19 protein-coding genes and 1 pseudogene are annotated in these 24,752 nt (G+C 68.9%); 17 read left to right on the forward strand and 3 right to left on the reverse strand.

The window, feature by feature from the left end; genetic code table 11:
• Window positions 1-512 (reverse strand): DUF222 domain-containing protein (locus JWQ81_RS19140; protein WP_297543380.1); only part of this gene is annotated, 512 nt, incomplete at its 3' end.
• 855 nt (window positions 513-1,367) lie between these two features.
• On the opposite strand from JWQ81_RS19140, the gene JWQ81_RS19145 reads away from it, so the two are divergent.
• From JWQ81_RS19145 to JWQ81_RS19185, 9 genes are all read left to right on the forward strand, one after another.
• Entirely contained in the window at window positions 1,368-2,522 is a 1,155-nt protein-coding gene (locus JWQ81_RS19145; protein WP_297543382.1) for an acyl-CoA dehydrogenase family protein, read from the forward strand.
• Between the two features lie 25 nt (window positions 2,523-2,547).
• Window positions 2,548-4,149, forward strand: a complete 1,602-nt coding sequence (locus tag JWQ81_RS19150; RefSeq protein ID WP_297543384.1) for a carboxyl transferase domain-containing protein — start codon at window positions 2,548-2,550, stop codon at window positions 4,147-4,149.
• Window positions 4,150-4,160: 11 nt separating this feature from the next.
• Complete coding sequence (locus tag JWQ81_RS19155; RefSeq protein WP_297543386.1) at window positions 4,161-6,188, forward strand: biotin carboxylase N-terminal domain-containing protein; 2,028 nt, start codon at window positions 4,161-4,163, stop codon at window positions 6,186-6,188.
• On the forward strand, window positions 6,185-6,946 hold the full coding sequence (locus JWQ81_RS19160; RefSeq protein WP_297543388.1) for an enoyl-CoA hydratase-related protein: 762 nt from the start codon (window positions 6,185-6,187) through the stop codon (window positions 6,944-6,946). The genes JWQ81_RS19155 and JWQ81_RS19160 overlap by 4 nt, the downstream gene beginning before the upstream one ends.
• A gap of 1 nt (window position 6,947) precedes the next feature.
• A complete protein-coding gene (locus JWQ81_RS19165; RefSeq protein WP_297543391.1) occupies window positions 6,948-7,763 on the forward strand; it encodes a TIGR03084 family metal-binding protein in 816 nt (271 codons plus the stop codon).
• Window positions 7,764-7,768: 5 nt separating this feature from the next.
• Window positions 7,769-9,541, forward strand: a complete 1,773-nt coding sequence (locus JWQ81_RS19170; protein ID WP_297543432.1) for an acyclic terpene utilization AtuA family protein — start codon at window positions 7,769-7,771, stop codon at window positions 9,539-9,541.
• Window positions 9,542-9,679: 138 nt separating this feature from the next.
• Window positions 9,680-11,353: an AMP-binding protein gene (locus tag JWQ81_RS19175; protein WP_297543393.1), complete on the forward strand. Its 1,674-nt coding sequence runs from the start codon at window positions 9,680-9,682 to the stop codon at window positions 11,351-11,353.
• A gap of 30 nt (window positions 11,354-11,383) precedes the next feature.
• Window positions 11,384-13,276 (forward strand): AMP-binding protein, encoded by a 1,893-nt coding sequence (locus JWQ81_RS19180; protein ID WP_297543395.1) that lies wholly within the window; start codon window positions 11,384-11,386, stop codon window positions 13,274-13,276.
• A complete protein-coding gene (locus JWQ81_RS19185; RefSeq protein ID WP_297543397.1) occupies window positions 13,276-14,046 on the forward strand; it encodes an enoyl-CoA hydratase/isomerase family protein in 771 nt (256 codons plus the stop codon). The genes JWQ81_RS19180 and JWQ81_RS19185 overlap by 1 nt, the downstream gene beginning before the upstream one ends.
• A gap of 82 nt (window positions 14,047-14,128) precedes the next feature.
• Here the strand turns inward: JWQ81_RS19185 and JWQ81_RS19190 are convergent, their stop codons facing one another.
• Window positions 14,129-14,761 carry a TetR/AcrR family transcriptional regulator gene (locus tag JWQ81_RS19190; protein WP_297543399.1) on the reverse strand — a complete coding sequence of 211 codons (633 nt, stop codon included), beginning with the start codon at window positions 14,759-14,761 and terminating at the stop codon, window positions 14,129-14,131.
• A 260-nt stretch (window positions 14,762-15,021) separates the two neighbouring features.
• On the opposite strand from JWQ81_RS19190, the gene JWQ81_RS19195 reads away from it, so the two are divergent.
• The 5 genes from JWQ81_RS19195 (at window position 15,022) to JWQ81_RS19215 (ending at window position 22,828) form a co-directional block, all read left to right on the forward strand.
• Window positions 15,022-16,362, forward strand: a complete 1,341-nt coding sequence (locus tag JWQ81_RS19195; RefSeq protein ID WP_297543401.1) for an alpha/beta hydrolase — start codon at window positions 15,022-15,024, stop codon at window positions 16,360-16,362.
• Between the two features lie 763 nt (window positions 16,363-17,125).
• Window positions 17,126-17,797: a hypothetical protein gene (locus tag JWQ81_RS19200; protein ID WP_297543403.1), complete on the forward strand. Its 672-nt coding sequence runs from the start codon at window positions 17,126-17,128 to the stop codon at window positions 17,795-17,797.
• 275 nt (window positions 17,798-18,072) lie between these two features.
• Entirely contained in the window at window positions 18,073-20,712 is a 2,640-nt protein-coding gene (mgtA, locus tag JWQ81_RS19205; RefSeq protein ID WP_297543404.1) for a magnesium-translocating P-type ATPase, read from the forward strand.
• A gap of 56 nt (window positions 20,713-20,768) precedes the next feature.
• A complete protein-coding gene (locus JWQ81_RS19210; RefSeq protein WP_297543406.1) occupies window positions 20,769-21,134 on the forward strand; it encodes a metalloregulator ArsR/SmtB family transcription factor in 366 nt (121 codons plus the stop codon).
• Between the two features lie 41 nt (window positions 21,135-21,175).
• Window positions 21,176-22,828 carry a SulP family inorganic anion transporter gene (locus JWQ81_RS19215; protein WP_297543408.1) on the forward strand — a complete coding sequence of 551 codons (1,653 nt, stop codon included), beginning with the start codon at window positions 21,176-21,178 and terminating at the stop codon, window positions 22,826-22,828.
• Window positions 22,829-22,852: 24 nt separating this feature from the next.
• Here JWQ81_RS19215 and JWQ81_RS45020 read toward each other — a convergent pair.
• Window positions 22,853-22,960 (reverse strand): annotated as a pseudogene (locus tag JWQ81_RS45020) (universal stress protein); the annotation flags it as partial.
• Window positions 22,961-23,114: 154 nt separating this feature from the next.
• Between JWQ81_RS45020 and JWQ81_RS19220 the strand changes: the two are divergent.
• The 3 genes from JWQ81_RS19220 to JWQ81_RS19230 all read left to right on the forward strand — a co-directional run bounded on the left by JWQ81_RS19220 (window position 23,115) and on the right by JWQ81_RS19230 (window position 24,704).
• Window positions 23,115-23,489, forward strand: coding sequence for a metalloregulator ArsR/SmtB family transcription factor (locus tag JWQ81_RS19220; RefSeq protein ID WP_297543410.1), 375 nt, complete (start codon window positions 23,115-23,117; stop codon window positions 23,487-23,489).
• Window positions 23,490-23,604: 115 nt separating this feature from the next.
• On the forward strand, window positions 23,605-23,826 hold the full coding sequence (locus JWQ81_RS19225) for a hypothetical protein (RefSeq protein WP_297543412.1): 222 nt from the start codon (window positions 23,605-23,607) through the stop codon (window positions 23,824-23,826).
• Window positions 23,826-24,704: a hypothetical protein gene (locus JWQ81_RS19230; RefSeq protein ID WP_297543414.1), complete on the forward strand. Its 879-nt coding sequence runs from the start codon at window positions 23,826-23,828 to the stop codon at window positions 24,702-24,704. The genes JWQ81_RS19225 and JWQ81_RS19230 overlap by 1 nt, the downstream gene beginning before the upstream one ends.
• The last annotated feature ends 48 nt before the right edge of the window (window positions 24,705-24,752 follow it).

Consider the following 24,752-nt stretch of genomic DNA (forward strand, 5'->3'; position numbering starts at 1 on the left):
CCGTCGGGGTCGAGGGTGTCGAGGATCCGGTCGCCGGCTTTCTTCACCTCGACCGGGGACGCGTTAACGGCGAGGTTGACCAGGATTTTCTCCGCCGCCACCCGATCCTCCTCCGACACCGTCGCAGGCATGGCCGTCATCGTTTTCACGATCACGTCGACGTGGGCGGGGGTGAGGGCACCGGCCAGTGCCGCAAGCCCGGTCAGGGGCGCGACGGCGGGAATCTCTGTCCCGTCGATGGTGTACAAGGAGTTGGTGCCGCGGGCACGGACCACGATCTGACGCGCGGCAGGCTCAGCCATCCCCGTCGTATGCATCAGCCACTGCACCGCAGAGGTGTACTGATGAGTCGCCTTGATGCCATCGGTCTCAGTCTTGGTGACCACCAGACCCAGCAGCGCGGTGTACCGGTTCATCTTCCGGGTGATGACCCGGGCGTACTCGACCAGCGTCACCGGATCCGCACGCCGGATATCGGCGGGATCGGGGAGGGTGATCGTATCGCTGGGCACTCCTTTATTCTACCTCGGTTCGAACGTTTATTCGTAACACGGTCAGGTGATGCATATTATCGCGGAACGTGATCATCTGTTGGCCGCGAAAGCCACTTTCGCAACAAATTACGTTGCGAGAAGCAACTTTCGCGGCCGCCGCCCATAAAGCGTGTCACTCACAGATGCACCAAGCCCCGCGAGGTTGGTTGCTTAACGTGAGTGGTGAAGTGCGAACGGAGTTATCCGCGTGTTCGCCGCCAGGAAAGTCCCTTTCGGCTACTCAAGAAACGCAGCCACCAACACCTCGGAACAGGCCCTCAAGATCCGCCGCTATAGAACCCAGTCCGCCCGGTCCTTGCTGCTGTAGAGCGGACCTGGCGGCGGAACCGGACGCACCCAGGTAGGCCTTCACGACACCAGCGGCCCACCGAAGCGACTTCAGAAGCCCCGCCGGTCACATAGCCACTACCGGCACCACAGGCGCAATGCGACTGGCACTCAGCTCCGCTACCAGCTCCCACTCGCCCCTGTCCTTGCTGTAGTAGACAGGGCTGACCGCACCGACCAGTCACCACGCCACCTCACTGCAGTTCCAGGCGACCTAGCGACGCTAGATTTCCTAGCGTTCCCTCAGGGAGTCCCCGCACCTGACCGCAGGTGTGAGTTATCCATGATTCACATAACCGAAGTACGGCGGTAGTCGTAGTCCGGCGGCCGTCCCGTCGACGTGGCGCGCGCGCACGCCAGCACTGCATGGGATTCGTCTCCGGGGTGACTCATTCGGCGACATACGCCACGGCGACTTGCCAAACCGGTCGATAGTGAATCATCATGCACTAGAGACGCGGACGATGTGGTGGTGAAGGAGTCGGTGTGGACTTTCTGGAGACGTCGGAACACCGGGACCTCCGGGACACGGTGCGGGCGATCACGGCGAAGTTCGGTCCGCAGTACTACGTTCCGCGGGCCGAGGCCGGCGAGCCGACCTCGGAGCTGTGGGCAGAGCTGGGCCGGAACGGGTTCCTGGGGATCAACCTTCCCGAGGAGTATGGCGGGGGCGGCGCGGGGCTGGCCGAGCTGGCGATGGTGTGCGAGGAGACGGCGGCCGCGGGCTGCCCGCTGCTCCTGCTGCTGGTTTCGGCGGCGATCTCGGGGGAGATGATCTCGGACTTCGGCACCGAGGAGCAGAAGCGGGACTGGTTGCCGCGGATGGCCTCGGGCGCGGCGAAGGTGGTCTTCGGCATCACCGAACCGGACGCCGGGTCGAACACCCACAAGCTGTCGACCGTCGCCGAACGCGATGGTGGCGACTTCGTCATCAACGGCACCAAGCACTACATCTCCGGGGTCGACGAGGCCGAGGCGATTCTGCTCGTCACCCGGACGGGCAAGGACGAGAACACCGGGCGCGGCAGGTTGTCACTGTTCCTCGTGCCCACGGACACGCCCGGTCTCGTGGCGACCCCGCTGCCGGTCTCGGCGAAGCTGCCGGAGAAGCAGTTCACGCTCCACTTCGACGATCTGCGGCTGCCCGCGAGCGCGCTGCTCGGGGAGGAGGGCAACGGCTTTCAGCAGGTGTTCCACGGGCTGAACCCGGAGAGGATCACCGGTGCGGCCGTGTGCGTGGGGGTCGCCCGGCACGTGCTCGCCCAGGCCGCGGACTACGCCTCGACCCGATCGGTCTGGGACACCCCGATCGGGGCGCACCAGGCCGTCGCGCACCCGCTCGCCAAAGCCCGCATCGAGGCCGACCTGGCCGCGTTGATGACAGCGAAGGCGGCGTGGCTGCACGACAACGACTTGCCGGCCGGTGAAGCGTCCAATGTGGCCAAGTACGCGGCGGCGGAGGCGGCGGGCGCGGCCGTCGAAGCGGCCATCCAGACCCATGGCGGCAACGGCCTCGCCACGGAGTACGGCCTGCTCCCGTACTGGGGCATCGCACGGTTGCTCCGGATCGCGCCGGTGAGCCGGGAGATGGTCCTCAACTTCGTCGCCCAGCACAGCCTCGGGCTGCCCCGATCCTACTGACCCGAGAAGAACGGACCACCGCGTCATGACGACTGTCCTGCGTTCCGCGCTGAGCACCGCGGACGAGATCTTCGAAACCAACCACCGCCACCAGGAACAGGTACTGGCCGAGCTCGACGAGCAGGTCCAGGCGGCCATCGCCGGGGGAGGGCCCCGCTACCAGCAGCGTCACCGTGACCGCGGGCGGCTGCTGGTGCGCGAGCGCATCGAGCTGCTGATCGACCGCGACGCCTCGTTCCTGGAACTGTCCACCCTCGCCGCTTGGGGCACGCAGTTCCCGGTGGGCGCGTCGGTGGTGACCGGCATCGGCGTCGTGTCCGGTGTGGAGTGCGTGCTCATCGGGCACGACCCGACGGTGCGCGGTGGCGCGATGAACCCCTATTCGCTCAAGAAGACGTTGCGGGCGCTGGAGATCGCGCGGGTCAACCGGCTGCCGGTGCTCAACCTCGTGGAGTCCGGTGGCGCCGACCTGCCGACACAGTCGGACCTGTTCGTGGACGCCGGCAAGATCTTCCATCACCTCACCGAGCTGTCCTCGCTCGCGATCCCGACGATCGCGCTGGTGTTCGGCAACTCCACGGCCGGCGGCGCGTACGTGCCCGGCATGTGCGACTACGCCGTCATGGTCGACAAGCAGGCCAAGGTGTTCCTCGGCGGTCCGCCGCTGGTGAAGATGGCGACGGGGGAGGACGCCGACGACGAGGAGCTCGGCGGCGCGGCGATGCACGCCAAGGTGTCCGGGCTGTGCGACTACTTCGCCGCGGACGAGCGGGACGCCATCCGCCTCGGCCGGCAGATCGTCTCCCAGCTCGGCTGGCACAAACTCGGACCGGGCCCCACGCTCCCGGCGGACGAGCCGCTGTACGACCCCGAGGAGCTGCTGGGCATCGCGCCGTCGGATATCAAGGTCCCGTTCGACCCGCGCGAGGTGATCGCCCGCGTCGTCGACGGTTCCCGGTTCGGCGAGTACAAACCCTTGTGGGGAACCAGTCTTGTCACCGGCTGGGCCTCCGTGCACGGCTACCCGGTGGGGATACTGGCCAACGCGCGCGGTGTGTTGTTCAGCGAGGAGGCCAAGAAGGCCAGCGAGTTCATCCAGCTGGCGAACCAGACCGACACCCCGCTGCTGTTCCTGCAGAACACGACGGGCTACATGGTCGGCAAGAACTACGAGCAGGGCGGGATCATCAAGGACGGCGCCAAGATGATCAACTCGGTCGCCAACAGCAAGGTCCCGCACATCACCGTCAACCTGGCCGCGTCCTTCGGCGCGGGCAACTACGGCATGTCCGGCCGCGCCTACGGCCCGCGGCTGATGTTCGCCTGGGCCGGCTCCCGCCTCGCGGTCATGGGCGCCGCGCAGCTGGCCGGCGTCATGTCCATCGTCGCGAAGCAGTCGGCGGCGTCGTCCGGCCGTGAGTTCGACGCCGAGGCCGACGAGCGCAACCGCGCGGCGATCGAGGCGCAGATCGAGCGGGAGTCGCACGCCTTCTTCGTCACCGCCCGCCTCTACGACGACGGCCTCATCGACCCCCGTGACACCCGCACCGTGCTCGGCATCGCGCTGTCCGCCGCGCACTCCAACACCGTCGCCGGCCAGCGCGGCTACGGCACCTTCCGGATGTGAGGACCACCCCGATGTCCACCCAGTCGGCCCAGTCCATTACCGGCCCTCGCCCGATCCGAAAGCTCCTGGTCGCCAACCGCGGCGAGATCGCCGAACGGGTCATCCGTTCCGCGCGAGCAATGGATATCGCTACCGTCGCGGTGCACTCCGACCCCGACACCGACGCTCTTTTCGTCGACGCCGCCGATGAAGCCGTGCTGCTCCCGGGTGCCGCCTCGTCGGACACCTACCTGCGCGCGGACCTCATCGTGGCGGCGGCCCTGGCGACGGGCGCGGACGCGATCCACCCCGGGTACGGTTTCCTCTCCGAGAACGCCGACTTCGCCCGCAGCTGCGCCGAGGCGGGCCTGACGTTCGTCGGGCCGCCGGTCGAGGCGATCGAGGCCATGGGGTCGAAGATCGCCGCGAAAGAGCTCATGGCGAAGGCCGGTGTACCCGTTCTGCCGGGCGCCACGATCGATGACACCGACGAGGTCGACGCCGCCGCTGTCACCGCGATGGCCGACGAGATCGGCTACCCGTTGCTGGTCAAGGCGGCCTTCGGGGGCGGCGGGCGCGGGATGCGGATCGTCCGCGCGGACGCCGACGTCGTGGAGGCCGTGACGGGCGCGCGCCGTGAGGCGGCGTCGTCGTTCGGCAACGGGACCGTGTTCCTCGAACGGTTCGTGGAGAACCCCCGCCACATCGAGGTGCAGATCTTCGGTGACACCCACGGCACGGTCGTGCACCTCTTCGAGCGCGAGTGCTCCATCCAGCGCCGCTACCAGAAGATCATCGAGGAGGCGCCGTCGTCCGCGGTGGACGAGGAGCTGCGCGCGCAGCTCGGTGACGCGGCCGTCGCCGCGGGAGCCGCGATCGGCTACACCGGCGCCGGCACCGTCGAGTTCGTCATGGCGCCCACCGGTGAGTTTTTCTTCCTCGAGGTCAACACCCGCCTGCAGGTCGAGCACCCGGTCACGGAGGAGATCACCGGGCTCGACCTGGTGGCCCTGCAGATCCAGGTCGCCGAAGGCGAACCGCTGCCGGTCGAAGCCCTCGAAGCGACGATCGCCGGGCACGCCGTCGAGGCTCGCCTCTACGCGGAGGACCCGGCCGCCGACTACCTGCCGGGCAGCGGCACCCTGCAGCGGTTCCACGTCCCCGCTCTGCCCGGGGTGCGGGTCGACACCGGCGTCCGCGACGGCTCGGTCGTCGGGACGAACTACGACCCGATGCTCGCGAAGGTCATCGCGCACGGCCGGACCCGCACGGAGGCCGTGCGCAAGCTGGCCCGGGCGCTGGCCGAGGCGCAGATCCACGGCCTGGTGACCAACCGCGACCTGCTCGTCGCGATCCTGAGGGAACCCGAGTTCCTCGCCGGCGCCACCGATACGGGGTATCTCACGCGGCACGAACCCGCCGCACTGGTCGGTGTGCCCGGCAAGGAAATCGTGGCCGTGCACGTGCTGGCGGCCGCGGTGGCGGCCCAGGCGAGCCGCCGGGCGGGGGCACGGGTGCAACGCCCGGTGCCCACCGGCTGGCGCAATGTCGCGAGCGCGTCGCAGCACGCCGAGTACCGCATCGGCGAAACCGACATAGACCTCACCTACCGCTTCACCCGCGACGGCGTGGAGGCGCGGCTCGACGGGATTCCGCTGGCCGGCCTCGCCGTGCTCGACGCGCGTCCGGACCGCGTCGACCTCCGCGTCGACGGTGTGCGGCGCACGGTTCACGTCCACCAGGTCGGCGAAACCGTCTACTGCGACAGCGTGCTTGGCGGCACCACGCTGATCGAGCGTCCTCGGTTGCCCGAACCCGGCACGGACGCGGCCCCCGGATCGCTGCTGGCGCCGATGCCCGGCACGGTCATCCGCGTCGTCGCCGAGCAGGGGCAGCACGTAGAGGCCGGCGCGGTGATCGCGGTGTTCGAGGCCATGAAAATGGAGCACTCCGTCCGTGCCCCGGTGGCGGGCACGGTCAGCGAGCTGTCCGTCCACGTTGGACAGACCGTCGAATCGGGCGAGATCGTCGCCGTCATCACCGACGAGGAGGCCGCATGACCCCCGTGCGCTACGAAGTGACCAACGGCGTCGCCTGGCTCACCATCGACCGCCCCGAGGCGCGCAACGCGCTGAGCGAAGCGGTCCGCACTGGACTGTTCGACGGGGTGCGCCGGTTCAACACCGACGACGAGGCCAAGGTCCTCGTCTTCACCGGCGCCGGGGACAAGGCGTTCTGCGCCGGCGGCGACCTCAAAGAGATGAACGAGACCGCCTTGACCGTCCCGCCCCCGGACTTCCTGCCGCAGCTGGGCCGCAACATCGACGTCGGAAAACCGACGATCGCCGCGGTCAACGGCATCGCCTATGGAGGCGGGTTCCTGCTGGCTCAGCAGTGCGACCTCGTCGTCGCCGCCGAGCACGCCCGGTTCGCCGTGTCGGAGGTCAAGATCGGCCGCGGCTCGCCGTGGGCCGCCCCGCTGTCGTGGCTGGTGCCGCCGCGCGTCGCGCTGGAGATCCTGCTGACCGGCGACCCGATCAGCGCCGCGCGGGCGCAGCAGTACGGCTTGGTCAACGACGTCGTCCCTGCGGCTGAGCTGCGCGAACGCACGCAGCGGCTCGCCGAGCGGATTGCGGCGAACGCCCCGCTGTCGGTGCTTGCCGCCAAGCGCACCGCGTACCTCTCCGCCAGCTACGACCGGGCGGAGGCCTACGACCGGGCCGAGGAGATCTGGGAGCCGGTCTATCTGTCGAAGGACGCGCAGGAGGGGCCGCTGGCCTTCCGCGAAAAGCGCGCGCCGGTCTGGCAGGGCCGCTGATATGGGCGTCACGATGGACCAGGTGCTCGACGATCTCGTCGCCGAAACCCAGGTGCTGCACGAGTTGGTGGCCGACCTCGACGACACGGCGATGTCCGGTGCCACCCCGGCGGAGGGCTGGAGCATCCGCGACCAGCTCACCCACCTTGCCTACTTCGACGAGACCGCTAGGCAGGCCGCGGTTGACCCCGGCGCGTTCCGGCGCGACGCCGACGCGCTGATGGCCGGCGGAGCGGACTTCCCCGATCGGATCGCCGCCGAACACACCGGGCTTCCCGCCGCCGAGGTTCGGGCTTGGTTCGCCAGGAACCGGCTGGCGTTCGTCGAGGCCTTCCGCGAGCTCGACCCGAAGGCGCGGCTGCCCTGGTACGGGCCGGACATGAGCGCGTTGTCCTCGGCCACGGCACGGCTCATGGAGACCTGGGCCCACGGCCAGGACGTCGCCGACGCCCTCGGGCGGCACCGCGAGCCGACTGACCGGCTGCGCCACATCGCCCACCTCGGCGTCCGGACCACCGCGTTTTCCTTTGCCCTGAACGGAAAACCGGTGCCGGACGGTCCGATCCTGGTCGAGCTGGAGGCGCCGTCCGGTGCCCGCTGGACGTGGGGTGAGGCCGGCGCCCCGGACCGAGTGACCGGGACCGCGCTGGATTTCTGCCTCGTGGTGACCCAGCGCCGCCACCTCGACGACACCGCGCTCCGGGCCGACGGCCCGGTCGCCCGCGAGTGGCTGTCGATCGCCCAGACCTTCGCGGGCAGCCCCGGGACCGGACGCGCGGTCCAGTCCGCGACGAGCCGTCCAGGAGGAGCATCGTGACCACCATCGGCGGCCGGGCCGTGCGGATCGGCAACTGCTCGGGCTTCTACGGCGACCGGCTCCAGGCCGCACGCGAGATGGTCGAGGGCGGCCCGATCGACGTGCTCACCGGCGACTACCTGGCCGAGCTGACCATGCTGATCCTGTGGAAGGCCAGGCAAAAGGACCCGGGGGCCGGGTACGCGAAGACTTTCCTCACCCAGATCGAACAGGTGCTGGGGACCTGCCTTGACCGCGGCATCCGGATCGTGTCCAACGCCGGCGGACTCAACCCTGCCGGGCTCGCCGCGGAACTCGCCGCGCTGGCGGAGCGGCTTGGCCTGCACCCGCGTATTGCCTACGTCGACGGCGACGACCTCGTCGACCGGCTCGGCGAACTGCAGGCCGCCGGGCACGCGTTCGCCCACCTCGACACCGGCCGGAAGCTCGCCGACGCCGGGGTGCGGCCGGTGTCGGCCAACGCCTACCTGGGCGCCTGGGGGATCACCGAGGCGTTGCGGGCGGACGCCGACCTCGTCGTCACCGGCCGCGTCACCGACGCCTCGGTGGTGGTCGGCCCCGCCGCGTGGTGGCACGGCTGGAGCCGGGAAGACGTGGACATCCACGACAAGATCGCCGGCGCGATGGCGGCCGGCCACGTCATCGAGTGCGGCCCCCAAGCGACGGGCGGCAACTACGCGTTCTTCGAGGAGGTCACCGACCGCCGGTACCCGGGCTTCCCGATCGCCGAGGTCGACGCCGACGGATCGAGCGTGATCACCAAGCACGAGGGCACCGGCGGCCTGGTGTCGGTCGGCACCGTGACCGCCCAGCTCCTCTACGAGATCGCCGAGCCGGCGTACCTCGGGCCCGACGCCGTCGCCCACTTCGACACCCTCGAGCTGGCGCAGGACGGCGAGCACCGTGTCCGCATCCGCGGCGCGCGCGGGAGTGCCCCGACCGACCAGCTCAAGGTCGCGCTCAACTACGAGGGCGGGTACCGCAACACGATGACCCTCGTGCTCACCGGCAACCGGATCGAGGAGAAGGCGGCCTGGGCCTCGCAGCAACTGACCGAACTGCTGGGCGGGCGGGACCGGTTCGCCGAGTTCGACTTACAGCTGCTGCGGTTCGACCACCCCGACGCCGCCACCAACGCCGAGGCCACCGCGCACCTCCGGGTCACCGTGAAGGATCCGGACCGGCGCAAGGTCGGGCGGGCGTTCTCCAACACCACCATGGAGCTCGCGCTCGGCGGCTACCCCGGTTTCCACACCACGACGCCACCGTCGGCGGAAAGTGCCTACGGCGTCTACTGGCCGACCCTGATCCCCGCCGACGAGGTCGCGCACCGGGTCACGCTGCCGGACGGCGACGTCCGGACCATCCCGCACAGCGCGGTCACCGGCTCCGCTCCGGAACCCGTGACGTCACGGGCGCACCTCGCGCCGGTCGGCGGTCCCACGCGGCGGCTGCCGTTCGGCACGATCGCGGGAGCGCGGTCCGGCGACAAAGGCGGCAACGCCAACATCGGCGTGTGGACCCGCACCGATGACGAGTACGCCTGGCTGCGCTGGTATCTCTCCGTCGAGCGGGTCCGGGAACTGCTTCCGGAGGCCGTCGATCTGCAGGTATACCGCCACGAGTTGCCGAACCTGCGCGCGGTCAACATCGTGGTCGTGGGCATCCTCGGCGCGGGGGTCGCCTCGGCGACGCGCCCCGACCCCCAGGCGAAAGGGCTCGGCGAGTACCTACGCAGCAGGCTCGTCGATATCCCGGAGAGTCTGCTGACTGGATAGTGCATCGCTGTTCACTTGTAGTGGTCAGTAATCTGCATGAAGTTGGTCAAGATGTGAATGGTCAGTAACTCGGTCTTGCCAGCAGGCCCGCCGGGTTGGGATGCTGTCTGGTATCAGGCATGCGGCAAGGAGGCTGATGTGGACCTGGAACCGAAGATCGACGTGAGTACGCTGCGCGGTCGCCGGGCGATCAACCGGTGGGAGCGAACCTCCGTCGGCGACGTGTTCGAACGCCTGACGTGGAGCTATCCCGACAAGGTCGCCATCAGCGGACGCACCGGCGCCTACGGCGAGGAACGCTTCGCCTCGGTCACCTATCGGCAGGCGGACGAGATCGCGAACCAGCTCGCGCACGCGCTGGCCGGACGCGGGCTCGTGCCCGGCGACCGGGTCGTCCTGTTCTGCGAGAACTCCGTCGAGGCGTACCTGGCGAAGATCGGCATCGCGAAGGCCGGAATGGTCGCCATGCCCGTGAACCCCGCGCTGGCCACGGACGTGTTGGAGTACCTGGTCGGGCAGGCAGCGCCGGCGGCGGCGATCGTCGACGCCGAGCTGTGGCCACGCGCCGAAGAGGCGTTCACCAAGACCGGACTTCCGATCGCGGCGACGATCACCATCGGCGGCGAGGCCGTCGCCGGGAGCCCGACCTTCGGCGAGCTCCTCACGGCGCAGCCGATCACCGAGCCGGACGTCGAGATCCACGGCGACGACATCTGGCAGCTGCTCTACACCTCGGGCACGACGGCCATGCCCAAAGGGGTCATGACATCCCACACCGCCAGCCACCTGGCGGCACTGAACTTCGCGGTTTCGCTCACTCGAGGGCTCCAGGTGGAGACCGAGCTGAAGGTGATGACCTACCTGCCGATGATCTACCACGTCGGTGACCAGATCTTCACGCTGTCGGCGTTTCTCGCCGGGGGGTCGCTGGTTCTGGGGCGCCGCCCGGTGGCCGCCGACGTCGCCACCGCGATCGGGGAAGAGCGCGCGACCGCGCTGTGGGCCGGCTCGCCGCAGTTCGTCGCCGCCATGACGGCCGAGGCGGAGAAGGACGGGCTGGATCTGTCGAGCCTGACCGTCCTGGTCTATGGCTGGGGCGCGCTCGCCCCGGCTGTTTACGAGACCCTGCAACGGAAAGCGCCCGGACTGGTGGTACTGGGCATCTTCGGGCAGACCGAGGCGATCGCGTGCCATCGGTTCTGGCCGGCGAAGTGGCCGGAGGTCTACGAACGCACCGCGCCCGCGCTGAACTACGTCGGCGTGCCCAGCCCGCTGCTGGCCTCGGACGTCGTCGACGAGGACGGGGAATCCCTGCTCGACAAGCCGCAGACCCCGGGTGAAGCGGTCTACCGCAGCCCGGTCGTCACCGCCGGGTACTACCTCAACGAGGAGGCGACGAGGGAGGCTTTCCGCGGCGGCTGGTTCCACTCCGGAGACAGCGCCGTGGTGGATGCCGACGGCCTGCGGGTGATGGTCGACCGCTTCAAGGACATCGTGAAGTCGGGTGGTGAAAACGTGTCCAGCCTGCGCGTGGAGGCGGTGCTGTACGGCCATCCCGCCGTCGAAAAGGCTGCCGTGATCGGTCTGCCGCACGAGCACTGGGGCGAGGCCGTGACGGCCGTCGTGGTGCTTCGGCCCGGCGCCGAGGCGGACGCGGCGGCGATCATCGCGCACTGCCGCGCGGCACTCGGCGGCTACGAGACGCCGAAGGCGGTGGTGTTCGTGGACACCATGCCCGAGACGGTCGGGGGCAAGATCCTGAAGTACAAGCTCCGCCTGCGCCACGCGGACTTGTTCGGCGAGCAGGGCTGACCGGCTATTACGACGAGGAGTGATCCCGACTTGCGTGGCTACGACGACGTCTTCACGGAGAGTGTGGCGGACCGCGAGGCGTTCTGGCTCGAGGCAGCCAAAGCCCTGGACTGGCACCGCGCCCCGAGCCAGGCGCTCGACGACACCGAGCGGCCGTTCTACCGGTGGTTCCCCGACGGCGAGCTGAACGTCGCGTACAACGCCCTGGACCGGCACGTTGCCGCCGGCCGGGGCGAACAGGCCGCGCTGAGCTACGACTCACCTGTCACCGGAACCCGCCGCACCTACACCTACGCCGAGCTGACCAACGAGGTCGCCCTGTTCGCCGGGGTGCTCCGCGATCTCGGAGTGGGCGTGGGGGACCGGGTCGTGGTGTACCTGCCGATGGTCCCCGAAGCCGTGATCGCCATGCTCGCGTGCGCGCGGCTCGGCGCGGTGCACTCGGTCGTGTTCGGCGGGTTCGCCGCGAACGAGTTGGCCCTGCGCATCGAAGACGCCTTGCCGAAGGTGGTCGTCTCGGCGTCCTGCGGGATCGAAGGCAGCCGGGTCATCGAGTACAAGCCGTTGCTGGATCGGGCGATCGGGCTCTCCGCACACAAGCCCGGCAAGCGGGTGATCCTGCAGCGGCCGGAGGCGGAAGCCGCCATGGGGCCCGACGACGTCGACTGGGCCGACGCCGTGGCGTCCGCGGTGCCGGCCGATCCGGTCCCCGTGAAGAGCACGGACCCCCTCTACGTGCTGTATACCTCCGGAACCACGGGCAAGCCCAAAGGTGTGGTCCGGGACTGCGGCGGGTACGCCACCGCGCTCGCGTGGTCGATGCCCAACGTGTACGACGTCGGCCCGGGACAGACGATCTTCACCGCTTCCGACGTCGGCTGGGTCGTCGGTCACTCCTACATCGTCTATGCGCCCCTGCTGGTCGGAGCCACGACGGTGCTCTACGAGGGCAAGCCCGTCGGCACGCCGGACGCGGGGCAGTTCTGGCGGGTCTGCGCCGAGTACGGCGTGCGATCGCTGTTCACCGCGCCCACCGCGTTCCGGGCGCTGAAGAAGGAGGACCCGCGCGGCGAGTACACCCGCGGCTACGACCTGTCCGGGTTGAAGTACCTGTTCCTCGCGGGCGAGCGGCTCGACCCGGAGACCTACCACTGGGCCACCGAGCTGCTGGGCATTCCGGTGATCGACCACTGGTGGCAGACGGAGACCGGCTGGCCGATCGTGGCCAACCCGGTCGGCATCGAGCTGGTGCCGATCAAGCCCGGTTCGCCGACGAAACCCTTGCCGGGCTGGGATGTCCAGGTGCTGGGTGCGAACGGCGTGCCCATGCCCGCGGGGGAGGACGGCGCGATCGTGATCAAGCTGCCGCTGCCACCGGGCGCCTTCCGCACCCTGTGGAACGACGACGAGCGCTTCGTCGAGTCCTACCTGTCGGCGTTCGACGGCTACTACCTCACCGGGGACGGGGGACGGATCGACGAGGACGGCTACGTGTTCGTCATGGGGCGCACCGACGACGTCATCAACGTCGCCGGGCACCGCCTGTCCACCGGCTCGATGGAGGAGGTACTGGCCGCGCACCCCGACGTCGCCGAATGCGCGGTGATCGGCGTGGCGGACGCGCTGAAGGGGCAGGTCCCGCGCGGGTTCGTGGTCCTCAAGGCCGGGATCGACGCCACCGCGGAGGGCTATGCCGCCGGGCTGCGCGGCGAGCTGGTGCGGATGGTGCGCGACCAGGTCGGGGCGGTGGCGTCGCTGAAGGAGGTCGCCGTCGTGCCGGCCCTGCCCAAGACCCGCTCGGGCAAGATCCTGCGCAAGACGATGCGCGGGATCGCCGACGGCCTGGACGAGCCGGTGCCCTCCACCATCGAGGACGCGAGCGTGCTCGACACCCTGCGCACCGTTCTCCGCGGGGACCGCTGATGGGCTCGCTGGTCGACCTCGTTGTCCGGGACTCGATCGCGATCGTGCGGCTCGACCGGCCGGACAGTCTCAACGCCTTGTCCGACGAGCTGCTGGGTGACCTCGAGACGGTCCTTGACCGCGTCGACGTCGAGAGCGGCTGCCGCGCGATCGTCATCACCGGCAACGGGCGCGCGTTCTGCGCCGGTGCGGACCTGCGGCAGCTGCTCAGCCGTTTGGAGACCGGGCAGGAGGGGATACTGTCGTTCGTACGGCGGGCCGGGCAGGTGTTCAGCAGGCTCGAAAACTCGCCGCTACCGGTCGTCGCCGCGGTGAACGGGCCGGCTGTCGCCGGCGGGTTCGAGCTGGTGCTGGCCGCCGACGTCGTGGTCGCGGCCGAAGGGGCGCTGCTCGGAGACGGACACGTCCGTTACGGCATGCTTCCGGGCGGCGGCGGGGCGGTGCGGCTCGAACGCAAGGTCCCGGCCAACGTCGCCCGACGTCTGCTGCTCACCGGCGATCTCGAGCCGGCAGAACGGTTCTGTGAGTGGGGACTGGTCGACGAAGTGGTGCCGGCCGAACGGCTTCTCGACCGCGCGTTGGATCTCGCCCGACGGATTGCCTCCGGGAGCGCGCTCGGCCTGGCCGAGATCAAGCGGGTGGCGAACGCCGGATGGGACCTGCCGATCGCCGAGGCGCTGGCACTGGAGTTCGACGCCTTCGCCGCCTACCTCGACTCCCGCGACCTCCGAGAAGGCCTGACCGCCTTCCGGGAGCGACCCCGCAGGTAGCCGCTCGTGAGTGTTCCGGCCTGCCCGGGTGCGGGTGTCCCGCAGGACACCCGCACGCGGCTGGAACACTCACGAGTCCTGGTCATGCCCCCTGCTCGTCGCGCCATTCCGTGCCTGCTCCTGCCTCCGCGCCCGCCTCGACGCCCAGGCAGGCGTGGGCCGCGTTGGTCAGCAGGTTCGCCAGCTGCGGCACCGGCAGGCCCGAGTTGAAGAACAGGATGGACTGGATACTGCCGATCGCCGCGTGGACGAGCACCCGGACCTCGCCGTCGGCCAGATCAGGTCGCAACGGTGCGACCGCCGCGACCCATTCCTCGATGTAGTGGCGCTGTGCTCGGCGCAGACGGCGGAGGTCGTTCTCGGGGAGGTTACGGGCTTCGCGGTGGTACACCTGCAGGATCCGGCGGTCGTGAATGGCCACTCGCACGTGGTTGCGGACCAGATCGCTCACCGCGCTCCGGTCGTCGCCCGCTTCGTCCACGATCGACGAGGCGGCGGCCGAGAGCTGGTCCATGACCTGTTCGAGCACCTCGGCGAGAATCGCGGATTTGCTGCCGAAGTGCCGGTATATCCCGGATCCCACGATGCCCGAGGCCTGGCCGATGTCAGCCATGCCAACGGTGTGGTAGCCGTTTCGCGAGATCAGCTCGGCCGCCGCGGTCAGGATGCGGGCCTTGCGGGTGGGATCGCGCCGAGGCCGTTGCGCATCCTTCACCGGTACCTCCCTGGACGGTTGTGAAAGCCGATCGTACCCCGAGGCTGGCCGCCGGACGTCACCGTGCGTCCGGTTTCCCCGCGCTGTGGACGAGAAATGACCCGATCACGTGAAGGCGCGGTGAGTGTCGGCGTGGTATCGTCCGCTAGCGAGTGAATGACAGTTCACTAGCTAGCGAGAGCTTCACCGCCCGTAAACCCCGCTTAACAGGCTGGGTTTAGTGAGGCTGCCCCTGTTGCAGGATGACAATGAGGTCGACCATGACTCTGAAAAAGAACCGTCATTCACTATCGCGGCCGCGCTCCTGGCGCGTGGCTGTCCTGCTTGCCGGTGTGCTCCTCGTCGCGGGGAACGCCGCGATCCCGGCGTCGGCGGCGGGAACTGCTGCCACCGACTGCAAGAACGTCACGGTGCCGGTGACGGCGGCAGGCCAGGCCGCCACGATCGCCGGCACCCTGTGTACTCCGCCCGGGGCCACCACCGTGCAAATCCTCATTCACGGCTGGTCCTACTCGCGGTACTACTGGGATATCCCCTATCAGCCGGACACCTACTCCTACGTGCGTGCGGCGAACAAGCGCGGCTACGCCACGCTCGACATCGACCGGCTCGGCGATGGCCAGTCCACCCACCCGCTCAGCGCCTTCGACAACTTCTACGCCGATGTCAGCACTGTCCACCAGGTCATCACGGCCCTGCGTGACGGCAGGCTCGGCACCGGGTTCGGGAAGGTGATCGAGGTCGGCCACAGCCTGGGCGGCATCGTCACCATGACCGAAGCGGGCCTCTACAAGGACGTCGACGCGATCATGCCGACCGCGATCGCGCACTCCCTCAACTACACCAACGTCGTCACCAAGATCATCGCCGACGACTACCCGTCGGTCCTCGATCCGAAGTTCACCGCCGCCGGCCTCGATCCCGCCTACCTGACCAGCTATCCCGGCACGCGGGGCGGGTTCTACCTCGACGGTCCGTCCGCCACCGACCCCGGTGTGGTCGCGAAGGACGAACAGCTGAAGGAAACCGGCAACCTCGTCGAACTGGCGACGCTGGCGGCGTACAACGTGCTCAACGTGGACCGGACGCTCAACATCCCCGTTCTCACGGTCGTCGGTCAGCACGACCCCTTCATCTGCGGGCTGCTCGGCCCCAGCTGCTCCGACTCCCAGGCACTGGCCGCCTTCGAGCGCCCCTTCTACGGTCCGAACGCGACAGTCGTCGGTGACGTGGTACCGAACACCGCGCACGACCTGCAGCTGGAAAAGAGCGCGCCGGAGAGCAACGCGACGATGCTCGACTTCGCCGACAAGTACGTCGGAGCGGGGAATGCCGTGCGGAACACGGCGCCTGGTGCCGCCGCACCGGTCCCCGCGCCGCCGAACCCCGCACCGAGTCTGGCGGCGAAGCTCGTCAACGCCGTGGTCGCGCAGGCAGTCGTCCCCGCGATCACTTTGCTTCAGCAGGCCAGCAACGTGGTGCCGGGACTCGGTGACAACCAGGATCCGATCCCGGGCATGTCCGCGGCCCTGTCCACCATCGGGAACCTGACCGATTCGTTGGTGGGGACCTTCCCGGAGGGAGTGATCGCCGGGAGCTGAGCGGTGTGGACCCGCGCGCCGCGATGGCGGCGCGCGGGTCCACCGCTGAACCTGGACGCTCGGCGGATCTTCTTACGTGTCGGTCAGCAGCTGCAGATGATGTTGATGATGCCCGGTAGGCCGCTGAGGCCGCCTGTGCCGTTGGCACCGTTGGAGGTGCTGGTCGTGCCGCCTCCGGCGGTGACCGTGCCCGAGCTGCCGACGCCGCCTGCACCGAGCGTCCCGCCGCTGCCACCGGCGCCTCCCGAACCGGGCGAGCAGCCGCTGCCACCCGCGCCGCCTACGCCGCCGTTGCCACCCTTGCCGCCGGCGACCGTGGCGGTACCGGCACCGAGTCCACCGTGGACGGTGCCGCTGTTGCCGACCCCGCCTGCGCCACCGGTACCTCCGGCGCCGCCCGCGCCACCGGGCTGTCGTCTGTACCGGCGGGACGATCGCGACTTCGGCGAGCTTGTCGCCGGGACCGCGGTAGACGAGTGTCCACATGAGAATCTCCGGACACCGGGCCGAGCGTGGTTGCCTCGTGTGCTGCTGGGGCACTGTGGCTGGGTTCGTGTGCCGCGTTCGCCGCGGTGTGTCTCGCCGTTCGCAGGTCGCTGAACCAGCGTCGCCGCACAGGCTGGGAGCGGGAATGGGAACACATCGCCAGTGAGTGGAAGGAACTTCGCTACCGGTTGCTTGAGCCGTCGAAAGTTCGTTCGGCGCCGGAGAAGGGACCTGTGACCCTCGGCCGAAGCGAGGCTCGGCGACCACGATGAAACGCATGACAACTTCCGAAATCGAGCACGACGTGTCGACCGGACCGGTGCCATTGCTGCTCGACTCCCTGATGCCGGACTCCGACGTGACCATCGTCGAGCACCTGGTGGTCGCGGCGAAACCAGCGACCACGTTCCGAGCCGCCCACGACCTCGACCTCCTGACAGTGCGCACTCCGTTGCTGACCTCGGCGATGTGGATCCGAGGTCTCCCAACGCGTCTCGGCCGGTCACCGGTCGCTGCCCCGGCCGAGCTGGTCGTCGGCAACGGTGTCGGGCTGCCAGGCTGGGGACTGCTCGGGGAACAGCCCGATCGTGAGATAGTTTTCGGGGCGGTGGGTAAGTTCTGGCAGCCTGACATTGTGTGGCGTGACGTATCCGCAGTCGACTTCACCGGGTTCACCGAGCCCGGCTGGGGCAAGATCGCCGCCAACTTCTCGGTGCAGCCCTATGGCGAGCATGCCGCGCTGCTCAGCTACGAGTGTCGGACGCTGACTACTGACGCCACCTCACGCCGGCGTTTCGCCCGGTACTGGCGGCTGATCAAGCCGTTCGTCGGCGTCGTTCTTCGAGCGTCCCTGCGCACTGTCGGCGCCAACGCCGAGGCGAACGCGCTCCGGTCGACACCGGCGGGGGAGCGCAGATCAGCCGGCCTCAGCTCGCCGACCGCGGTGTAAGTGGCCTCTGCCGGCGCGTCGACGAGATTTGTTCGCACAGCGCGAAGTCGTAGTGCGGCGCGAACGCGTCGAGGACTGTGGTCTCGATGGTGGGATTCAAGGTTTCGGCTCCCATCACGGATTCCGGCTTCACAGCAGCACTTTCCACTGACGATCACGGAACCCGGTCGGCCGGGTGAGGGCCCTTGGTCACCATGGCAGGGGCCGACCGGCCCTAATCAGCGGAGACGTCCCGGATGAGGCTGGGTGGGTGACCGGTCTCCGAGAGGAACGCGATGCTTGACTCCCCGGCTCGACCGCGGGTTCCCGAATCCACGATGGACCTGGCCGCGGCCGCGTCACTGCCCGTCGACCGGGCGTTGGGCCGGCTTGGCACAAGCGAGGACGGCCTGCCTGCCGCTGAGGCGGCGAACAGGCTCCTTCGGTACGGGCCCAACGCGGTGACCTCCCACCGCACCCGGTTCCTGCTCGTGCTGTGGCACCAGCTGCGTTCGGCCCTGCTCGGCCTCTTGCTCGCCGCTGCGCTGGCGTCCTACTTCGTCGGAGAACGCAGCGACGCGATCATCATCGGCATCATCGTGGCGCTGTCGGTCGGGCTGGGCTTCGTCAACGAGTACCGAGCCGAAAAGGCCGCCGAGGCACTGCACTCCCGGATCCATCACCGGGCTTTGGTGCTGCGTGGCGGTCGCCTGGTCACCGTCGACGTCGCCGAGCTGGTCCCGGGCGACGTCGTCGACCTGCAGCTGGGCGACCTCGTCCCGGCCGACATCAGGCTCATGGGGTCGACTGCGCTCGAATGCGACGAATCGGTGCTGACCGGCGAGTCGGGGCTGGTGGAGAAGGCCACCTCGGTCGTTGCCGCAGGCACACCGCTGGCGGAGCTCACCGGCTGCGCGTTGATGGGCACGGTCGTGCACGCGGGTTCGGGCCGCGGCATGGTGGTGGCGACCGGGGCACGGACGGAGTTCGGGCGGATCGCGACCGGTCTGGGCACCCAGCAGACCGAAACGGGTTTCCAGGGCGGGCTGCGCCGCTTCTCGCTCCTGCTGGTCTACGTCGCGGGCGTCCTGACAGTGTCGATCTTCGTGATCAACGTGGTCCTGCACAAGCCGATCCTCGACGCGCTGCTGTTCTCCCTCGCGATCGCCGTGGGCATCACCCCGCAACTGCTGCCCGCGGTCGTCTCGGTCAGCCTCGCCGCGGGCTCCAGGCGCATGGCCAAGCGCAACGTCCTGGTGAAACGGCTGGTGTGTATCGAGGATCTCGGCGACGTCGACACCTTGTTCACCGACAAGACCGGCACCCTGACCCAAGGCCACATCAGCTTCATGCGCACGGTCCCCGTCGATCCGGACATCCCGGACGACGCGCTGAAGTGGGGACTGCTGTGCATCGAAGCCGCTGTCCAGGACGGTCAGGCGGTCGGTGGGAACGCGCTCGATCTGGCGCTCTGGGGATCGACGGCCGCGGCGCCCTACCGCACAGCGTCGGCCATCTGCCGGCGACTGTCCATCCTGCCGTTCGACCACGACCGGTGCATGGTGTCCGCGCTGATCAGCGGTCCCGACGGCGAGCGCACGCTGGTCACCAAAGGCGCGCCGGAATCGGTGCTCAAGCGCTGCCTCGATGTCCCAGCGACCGCGACAGCGGCTTTGGCTGCCGAGTTCGCCGCCGGCAACCGAGTCATCGCCGTCGCCAGCCGTCTCGCTCCGGGCCTCACCGAGGTCACCGCCGGAGACGAGCGGGATCTGCGGCTGCTCGGTTTCCTGGCTTTCCTCGACCCGCCCAAGCCCGACGCGGCTCAAGCCTTGGCCAGACTCGCGGGACTCGGCATCACGGTCAAGATCGTCACGGGCGACAACGCCGCTGTCGCCGCCAGGGTCTGCGCCGACCTCGGCCTGCCGGTCAGCGGCCTGCTGACTGGCGTCGACCTCGACGCGCTCGACGACACCGCGCTCGCCGCGGCGATCCCGGCGACCACGGTGTTCGCCCGGGTCAGCCCCGAGGACAAAGCCCGCATCGTCCGCATCCAGCGTCATACCGGCGGCGACGTCGCGTTCCTCGGCGACGGCGTCAACGACGCGCTCGCCCTGCATGCCGCGGACGTGGGCATTTCCGTCGACTCCGCCACCGACGTCGCGAAAGACGCCGCGGACGTCATCCTGCTGGAGAAGAATCTCGACGTGCTCGCCGACGGTGTCGTGGAAGGCCGCCGGATCTTCGCCAACACCATCAAGTACGTCCTGATGGGCACCTCCAGCAACTTCGGCAACATGTTCAGCGCCGCCGGCGCTTCGCTGTTCCTCACCTTCCTGCCGATGTTGCCGTCCCAGATCCTGCTGAACAACCTGCTCTACGACACCAGCCAGCTCACCATTCCCACCGACAACGTCGACGAGGAGCAACTCCGGCGCCCATCGCACTGGGACATCGCCTTCATCCGCCGCTTCATGCTCTACTTCGGACCGCTGAGCTCGGTGTTCGACTTCGCCACCTTCGCCGTGATGCTGTGGGCGTTCCACTCCGGTCCCGCGCAGTTCCGTTCGGGGTGGTTCGTCGAATCGCTGGCGACCCAGACGCTGGTCATCTTCGCCATCCGGACCCGCCGGATCCCGTTCTTCCGCAGTCATCCCAGCCTGCCGCTGACCCTTGCCGCACTCGCCGTAGTCACGGTCGGCGCGCTGCTCCCGGCGACGCCGCTTGCAGGGACGTTGGGCTTCAGCCCGCTGCCCCTGGGGTTCTTCGCCGCCCTCGCTGCCATGGTCGCCGGCTACCTCGTCTTGATCGAGGCGGGCAAGAAGCTCTTCTACCGCGTAGCTGCCTATCATGTCGCCGTACCGCGGCCGCGGCCCGAGCACCGGCACTTCCGCCGCCGGGCGGCGCAGTTCAGTACAGCTCAGTCAGTCCAGTCGTGAGATAGTGCACAGCATAATGACTTGATGGATTTATCAAATAGACGCACCATGAAATCATGCCGTTCACCGCGGGGCGACCCGTCACCGAAGCCAAGGCTGACCTGTTCAAGGCGCTTGCCCACCCGGCCCGCGTGCGGGTGCTGGAGCTGCTGGCCGAGCGAGAGCGCACGGTCGGTGAGCTGGCCGCGGAGACCGGTATGGAACTGTCGCACCTTTCGCAGCAGGTCAGCGTGCTGCGGCGGGCCGGGATCGTGGACAGTCAGCGGATCAAAAACTCGGTGATCTGCTCGCTGCGTGATCCGCAGACCGCCGAACTGCTCGCGGTCGCCCGGCGGATGCTGACCAAGAACCTGCGCCAGGACCAGGCGCTGCTCTCCGAACTCGACGCTGCCGACGACGCGGTCGCGCGAGCAGCGAAGTGACCCGGCCGAAGATCTCGCCACGAGCTGCTTTCGCCTCACTGATGAGGTTCGTCCCCAAACCATCCGACTACGCCGGCCTGCGCCACTCCTGGGGACGTGACCTCGCCGCCGGCGTGACCGTCGGCATAGTCGCGCTGCCACTGGCACTCGGGTTCAGCGTCGCGACCGGGGTGGGTGCCGCCCCGGGACTGGTGACGGCGGTGATCGCGGGTGCAGTCGCGGCCGTGTGCGGCGGTTCGCACATCCAGGTGTCCGGCCCGACCGGCGCGATGACGGTGGTGCTCGTGCCGCTGGTCGCCAAGTACGGGACCTCGGTGGTCTACCCGATCGCGATCCTCGCCGGGATCGTGCTGCTCGTGGCGGGGTTGCTGCGCTTGGGAAGGCTGCTTGCCTACATCCCGTGGCCGCTGGTCGAGGGATTCACACTCGGTATCGCGATCGCCATCGCCGCCCAGCAGATCCCGAGCGCGCTCGGGATCGCCAAGCCTGACATAGAGAACGCCGCCGGCGCGGCCGCGGTGGCCATCGCCCGGTTCGCGCAGCACCCTCAGTGGACGACGTTGGGCTTGCTCGCGTTGTCGGTCGTCCTGACCGCCGCACTGCCGAGGCTGCACCGGTCGATGCCGGCGAGCCTGGTGGCGGTGGTCGTGGTGACGTTGGTGGCCGCGGTCAGTGGTGCTCATGTCGCGCTCATCGGGGCGCTTCCGGCGGGTCTGCCGACGCCTTCACTACCGGGCCTCGGGGGGATGACCGGGCTGCTCCCGTCGGCGCTCGTGGTGGCTTTTCTTGCCGGGCTGGAGAGTCTCCTGTCCGCGCGGGTTGCCGACGGCATGAGCGACGCGCCCCGCCACGACCCCGACCGTGAACTCTTCGGGCAGGGCCTCGCCAACATCGCCTCCGGGCTGTGCGGCGGCCTGCCCGCCACCGGGGCCATCGCCCGCACCGCCGTCAACGCCCGGTCCGGCGCGAAGACGAGGGTCGCGGCGCTCACCCACGCACTTCTGCTCGCGGCCATCATCTACGCGGCGTCCGGTCTGGTGGGCCGGATCCCGCTGGTCGCGCTGGCCGGGGTCCTCCTGGTCGTCGCGTATCGGATGGTGGAGCGTCACACCGTGCGGGCCGTCCTGCGATCCACTCGCGGTGACGCGCTCGTCTTCGGGGTGACGGCGGTCTGCACGGTCGCGTTCGACCTCGTCACAGCTGTCGAAGCGGGCCTGGCGGTCGCCGTGGTGCTCGCCCTAGCCAGGATGGCGAAGACCGCCCAAGCCGTGGCGGAGCCCCTGAGCGCGGACGGGCTCACCAGCGACGCCGAGCATGTGCTGCTCACCGAGCATGTCCTCGTGTACCGCCTCGACGGCCCGTTGTTCTTCGCGGTGGCGGCGAGATTCCTCGCGCAGGTCACCGCCACCGCGGACGTGCGGGTGGTGATATTGCGGCTCAGCGGGATGTCCATGCTCGACGCGACCGGTGCCCGCGCGCTCGGCGAGATCGTCGACGAGCTGTCGGCACGCGGCATCATCGTGTTGTTCAAGGGCGCCACCTCCGAACACGCCCGGCTACTGGCCGCCGTCGGCACACTGGCTCCGGTTCTGGCGCGTGGACACGTGTTCGCCACGCTGGCCGAGGCGGTCACCCATGCCACCAAGCACGTGCGCGAGTCGGCACCGGTCATCGCCATCGCGCCGGCTTGGTGAGCACCGACTCGACCGCCGGTCGTGTCAGGTCGTCGTGGCGCTGTATCTGCTTGCCGAGTTCGGGGTGATGAGGACGACCGGGCAGTCCGAATGCCGGATGCAATCCGCGGAGACGCTGCCGAACAGGATCTCCGAGAACGGCCCGGGCTAGGGCACAATGTCCTCAGCCAGGAGGTCTTGTTACGCGCCCAGTTCTGGTCTGGCGTACGTACCTCGACATCTCAGCTGTCGCGAGGCACTTTCAGACTTGCTAAGATTGGAAAGTGTTGAAATTTGGACTCGCCCGGTGAGCACGCCTCTATATCAGCTGAAGGCGGAGTTCTTCAAGACGCTGGGGCATCCCGCGCGTATCCGGGTGCTGGAGCTGCTCAGTGAGCGCGAGCATTCGGTGGCGGAGATGCTCACGGAAGTCGGCATCGAAGCGGCCAACATGTCCCAGCAGCTCGCTGTGCTCCGCCGGGCCGGCCTTGTGTCCACCCGTAAAGAGGGCTCCTCGGTCATCTACTCGCTGACCAGTCCGCGCGTGGCCGAGTTGCTGGCCGTAGCCCGGGGGATTCTCACCGGAGTGCTGTCCGGGCAGGTGGAGCTACTCGAGGACCTTCGCACGCCGGCAGTGCTGTCCGGAGCGGCACGTCAGGCTCCCGGCGGTCCGGGCGCGTAAGCCGGCTCCTTGATTGTGGCGCTCAGGGCACGCCGCGTACTTGCATAATTTATTAAGTGCGCAGATAATATAGTCATCAAACACGGGTGATGAGCAGGGGAAGGGCGTGGGACCGATGAGTCAGTTCCGAGACGAGCTCCGCGGCGGTATCGGCCACGCGCAGCAAGCGGTGGTGAAGGCCGAGCGGGCGGGTCTTCCCCATGAGGCCTACCTGCACCGGGCGCGGCTGCAGGACTTGCTGGAGATGGCCGTCCGTCACGGCGTCGACACGGACGACTGGGTCGTGCCGTCGATCCGTCGCGGGGTCTCCGAGGACCTCGCCCGAGCAGGCGACTAATGCACACCGTGCGGCCCGGCGAGCTCGGCGCCTCCGTGCCCGTCGCCCGTACCCGGGCGTCTCTGGTGATCGCCGGTGATGGAAGTGACCGCCCCGGCTCGGTCGATCCCGAGCAGGTGCGGTCGATCCTGGCGTCCCGGGCGCGGCGGCTGCGTGAACAGGGTGGGGTCGCGATGATCCCCGCAGCGATCGTCGCCTCGGACGCCCCGAGCCTGAGCGCCGGCCTGCGGGCGTTGGACAGCAGCCCTGGAGCGATCTTTCTGACGTGCACAGATCCGGCGAGGGCCCGCGCTGTTCAGCGGGAGTTCGCCGCGGATGACGGCGTGCCGGTGGTGACAGAGCAGGAAACTGCCGGGGTCGCGGTCACCGCCGCGCTGCTCAACGTCCTTCGCCGCGCCGGAATCACGCCCGAGAGCGCTCGCGTGGTCATCGCGGGCGCGCGGGTGCTGCCGTTGTTGTCACCGATGCTGATGGCCGCTGGCGTCGGCGACATCGTCAGCTGGAACCTGGACGACGCGCCTGGCTTCCCCTTGAGCCGCCTCGCCAGCGAGTCTGGCGCTGTCATCGATCTGGTGGGGGCGGTGACCACCACGCTCACTTCGGCCTTCGGCAGTGTTGCCGTGCCGGTGATCGCACCCGACGAGACGATCGGCCTGGCGGTGGCCGCGGGGTTGGTGCGAGCCGCCGCTGATTTCCGGATTCGAGGGTACGGCTCAGACCCTTGCAGCGAGGTCGAGGTTTGCCTGGCTTGTGCTTGGGCCGTCGTACGGTGCACGCCGCCCGGCGACGTGTGGCCGTCGCCGCACGATCCCGACCTCATCCCTCGAGTGACGCGCGCGGCGGCGCGCGCTTTCGCTGCACCCCGGACAGCGCACTGACGACCATGCCGCCGCTCCTTGCACGACCGTGATCCACGAAACGACCAC

The sequence above is a fragment of the Amycolatopsis sp. genome (genome assembly GCF_025464955.1).
Lineage (GTDB): Bacteria > Actinomycetota > Actinomycetes > Mycobacteriales > Pseudonocardiaceae > Amycolatopsis.

Excerpts from the sequence above, each read along its gene's own strand:
- JWQ81_RS19150 (WP_297543384.1), top strand. The coding sequence starts at position 2,548 with ATGACGACTGTCCTGCGTTCCGCGCTGAGCACCGCGGACGAGATCTTC.
- JWQ81_RS19155 (WP_297543386.1), top strand. The coding sequence starts at position 4,161 with ATGTCCACCCAGTCGGCCCAGTCCATTACCGGCCCTCGCCCGATCCGA.
- JWQ81_RS19160 (WP_297543388.1), top strand. The coding sequence starts at position 6,185 with ATGACCCCCGTGCGCTACGAAGTGACCAACGGCGTCGCCTGGCTCACC.
- JWQ81_RS19165 (WP_297543391.1), top strand. The coding sequence starts at position 6,948 with ATGGGCGTCACGATGGACCAGGTGCTCGACGATCTCGTCGCCGAAACC.
- JWQ81_RS19185 (WP_297543397.1), top strand. The coding sequence starts at position 13,276 with ATGGGCTCGCTGGTCGACCTCGTTGTCCGGGACTCGATCGCGATCGTG.
- JWQ81_RS19195 (WP_297543401.1), top strand. The coding sequence starts at position 15,022 with ATGACTCTGAAAAAGAACCGTCATTCACTATCGCGGCCGCGCTCCTGG.
- JWQ81_RS19200 (WP_297543403.1), top strand. The coding sequence starts at position 17,126 with ATGACAACTTCCGAAATCGAGCACGACGTGTCGACCGGACCGGTGCCA.
- mgtA (WP_297543404.1), top strand. The coding sequence starts at position 18,073 with ATGCTTGACTCCCCGGCTCGACCGCGGGTTCCCGAATCCACGATGGAC.
- JWQ81_RS19210 (WP_297543406.1), top strand. The coding sequence starts at position 20,769 with ATGCCGTTCACCGCGGGGCGACCCGTCACCGAAGCCAAGGCTGACCTG.
- JWQ81_RS19215 (WP_297543408.1), top strand. The coding sequence starts at position 21,176 with ATGAGGTTCGTCCCCAAACCATCCGACTACGCCGGCCTGCGCCACTCC.
- JWQ81_RS19225 (WP_297543412.1), top strand. The coding sequence starts at position 23,605 with ATGAGTCAGTTCCGAGACGAGCTCCGCGGCGGTATCGGCCACGCGCAG.
- JWQ81_RS19230 (WP_297543414.1), top strand. The coding sequence starts at position 23,826 with ATGCACACCGTGCGGCCCGGCGAGCTCGGCGCCTCCGTGCCCGTCGCC.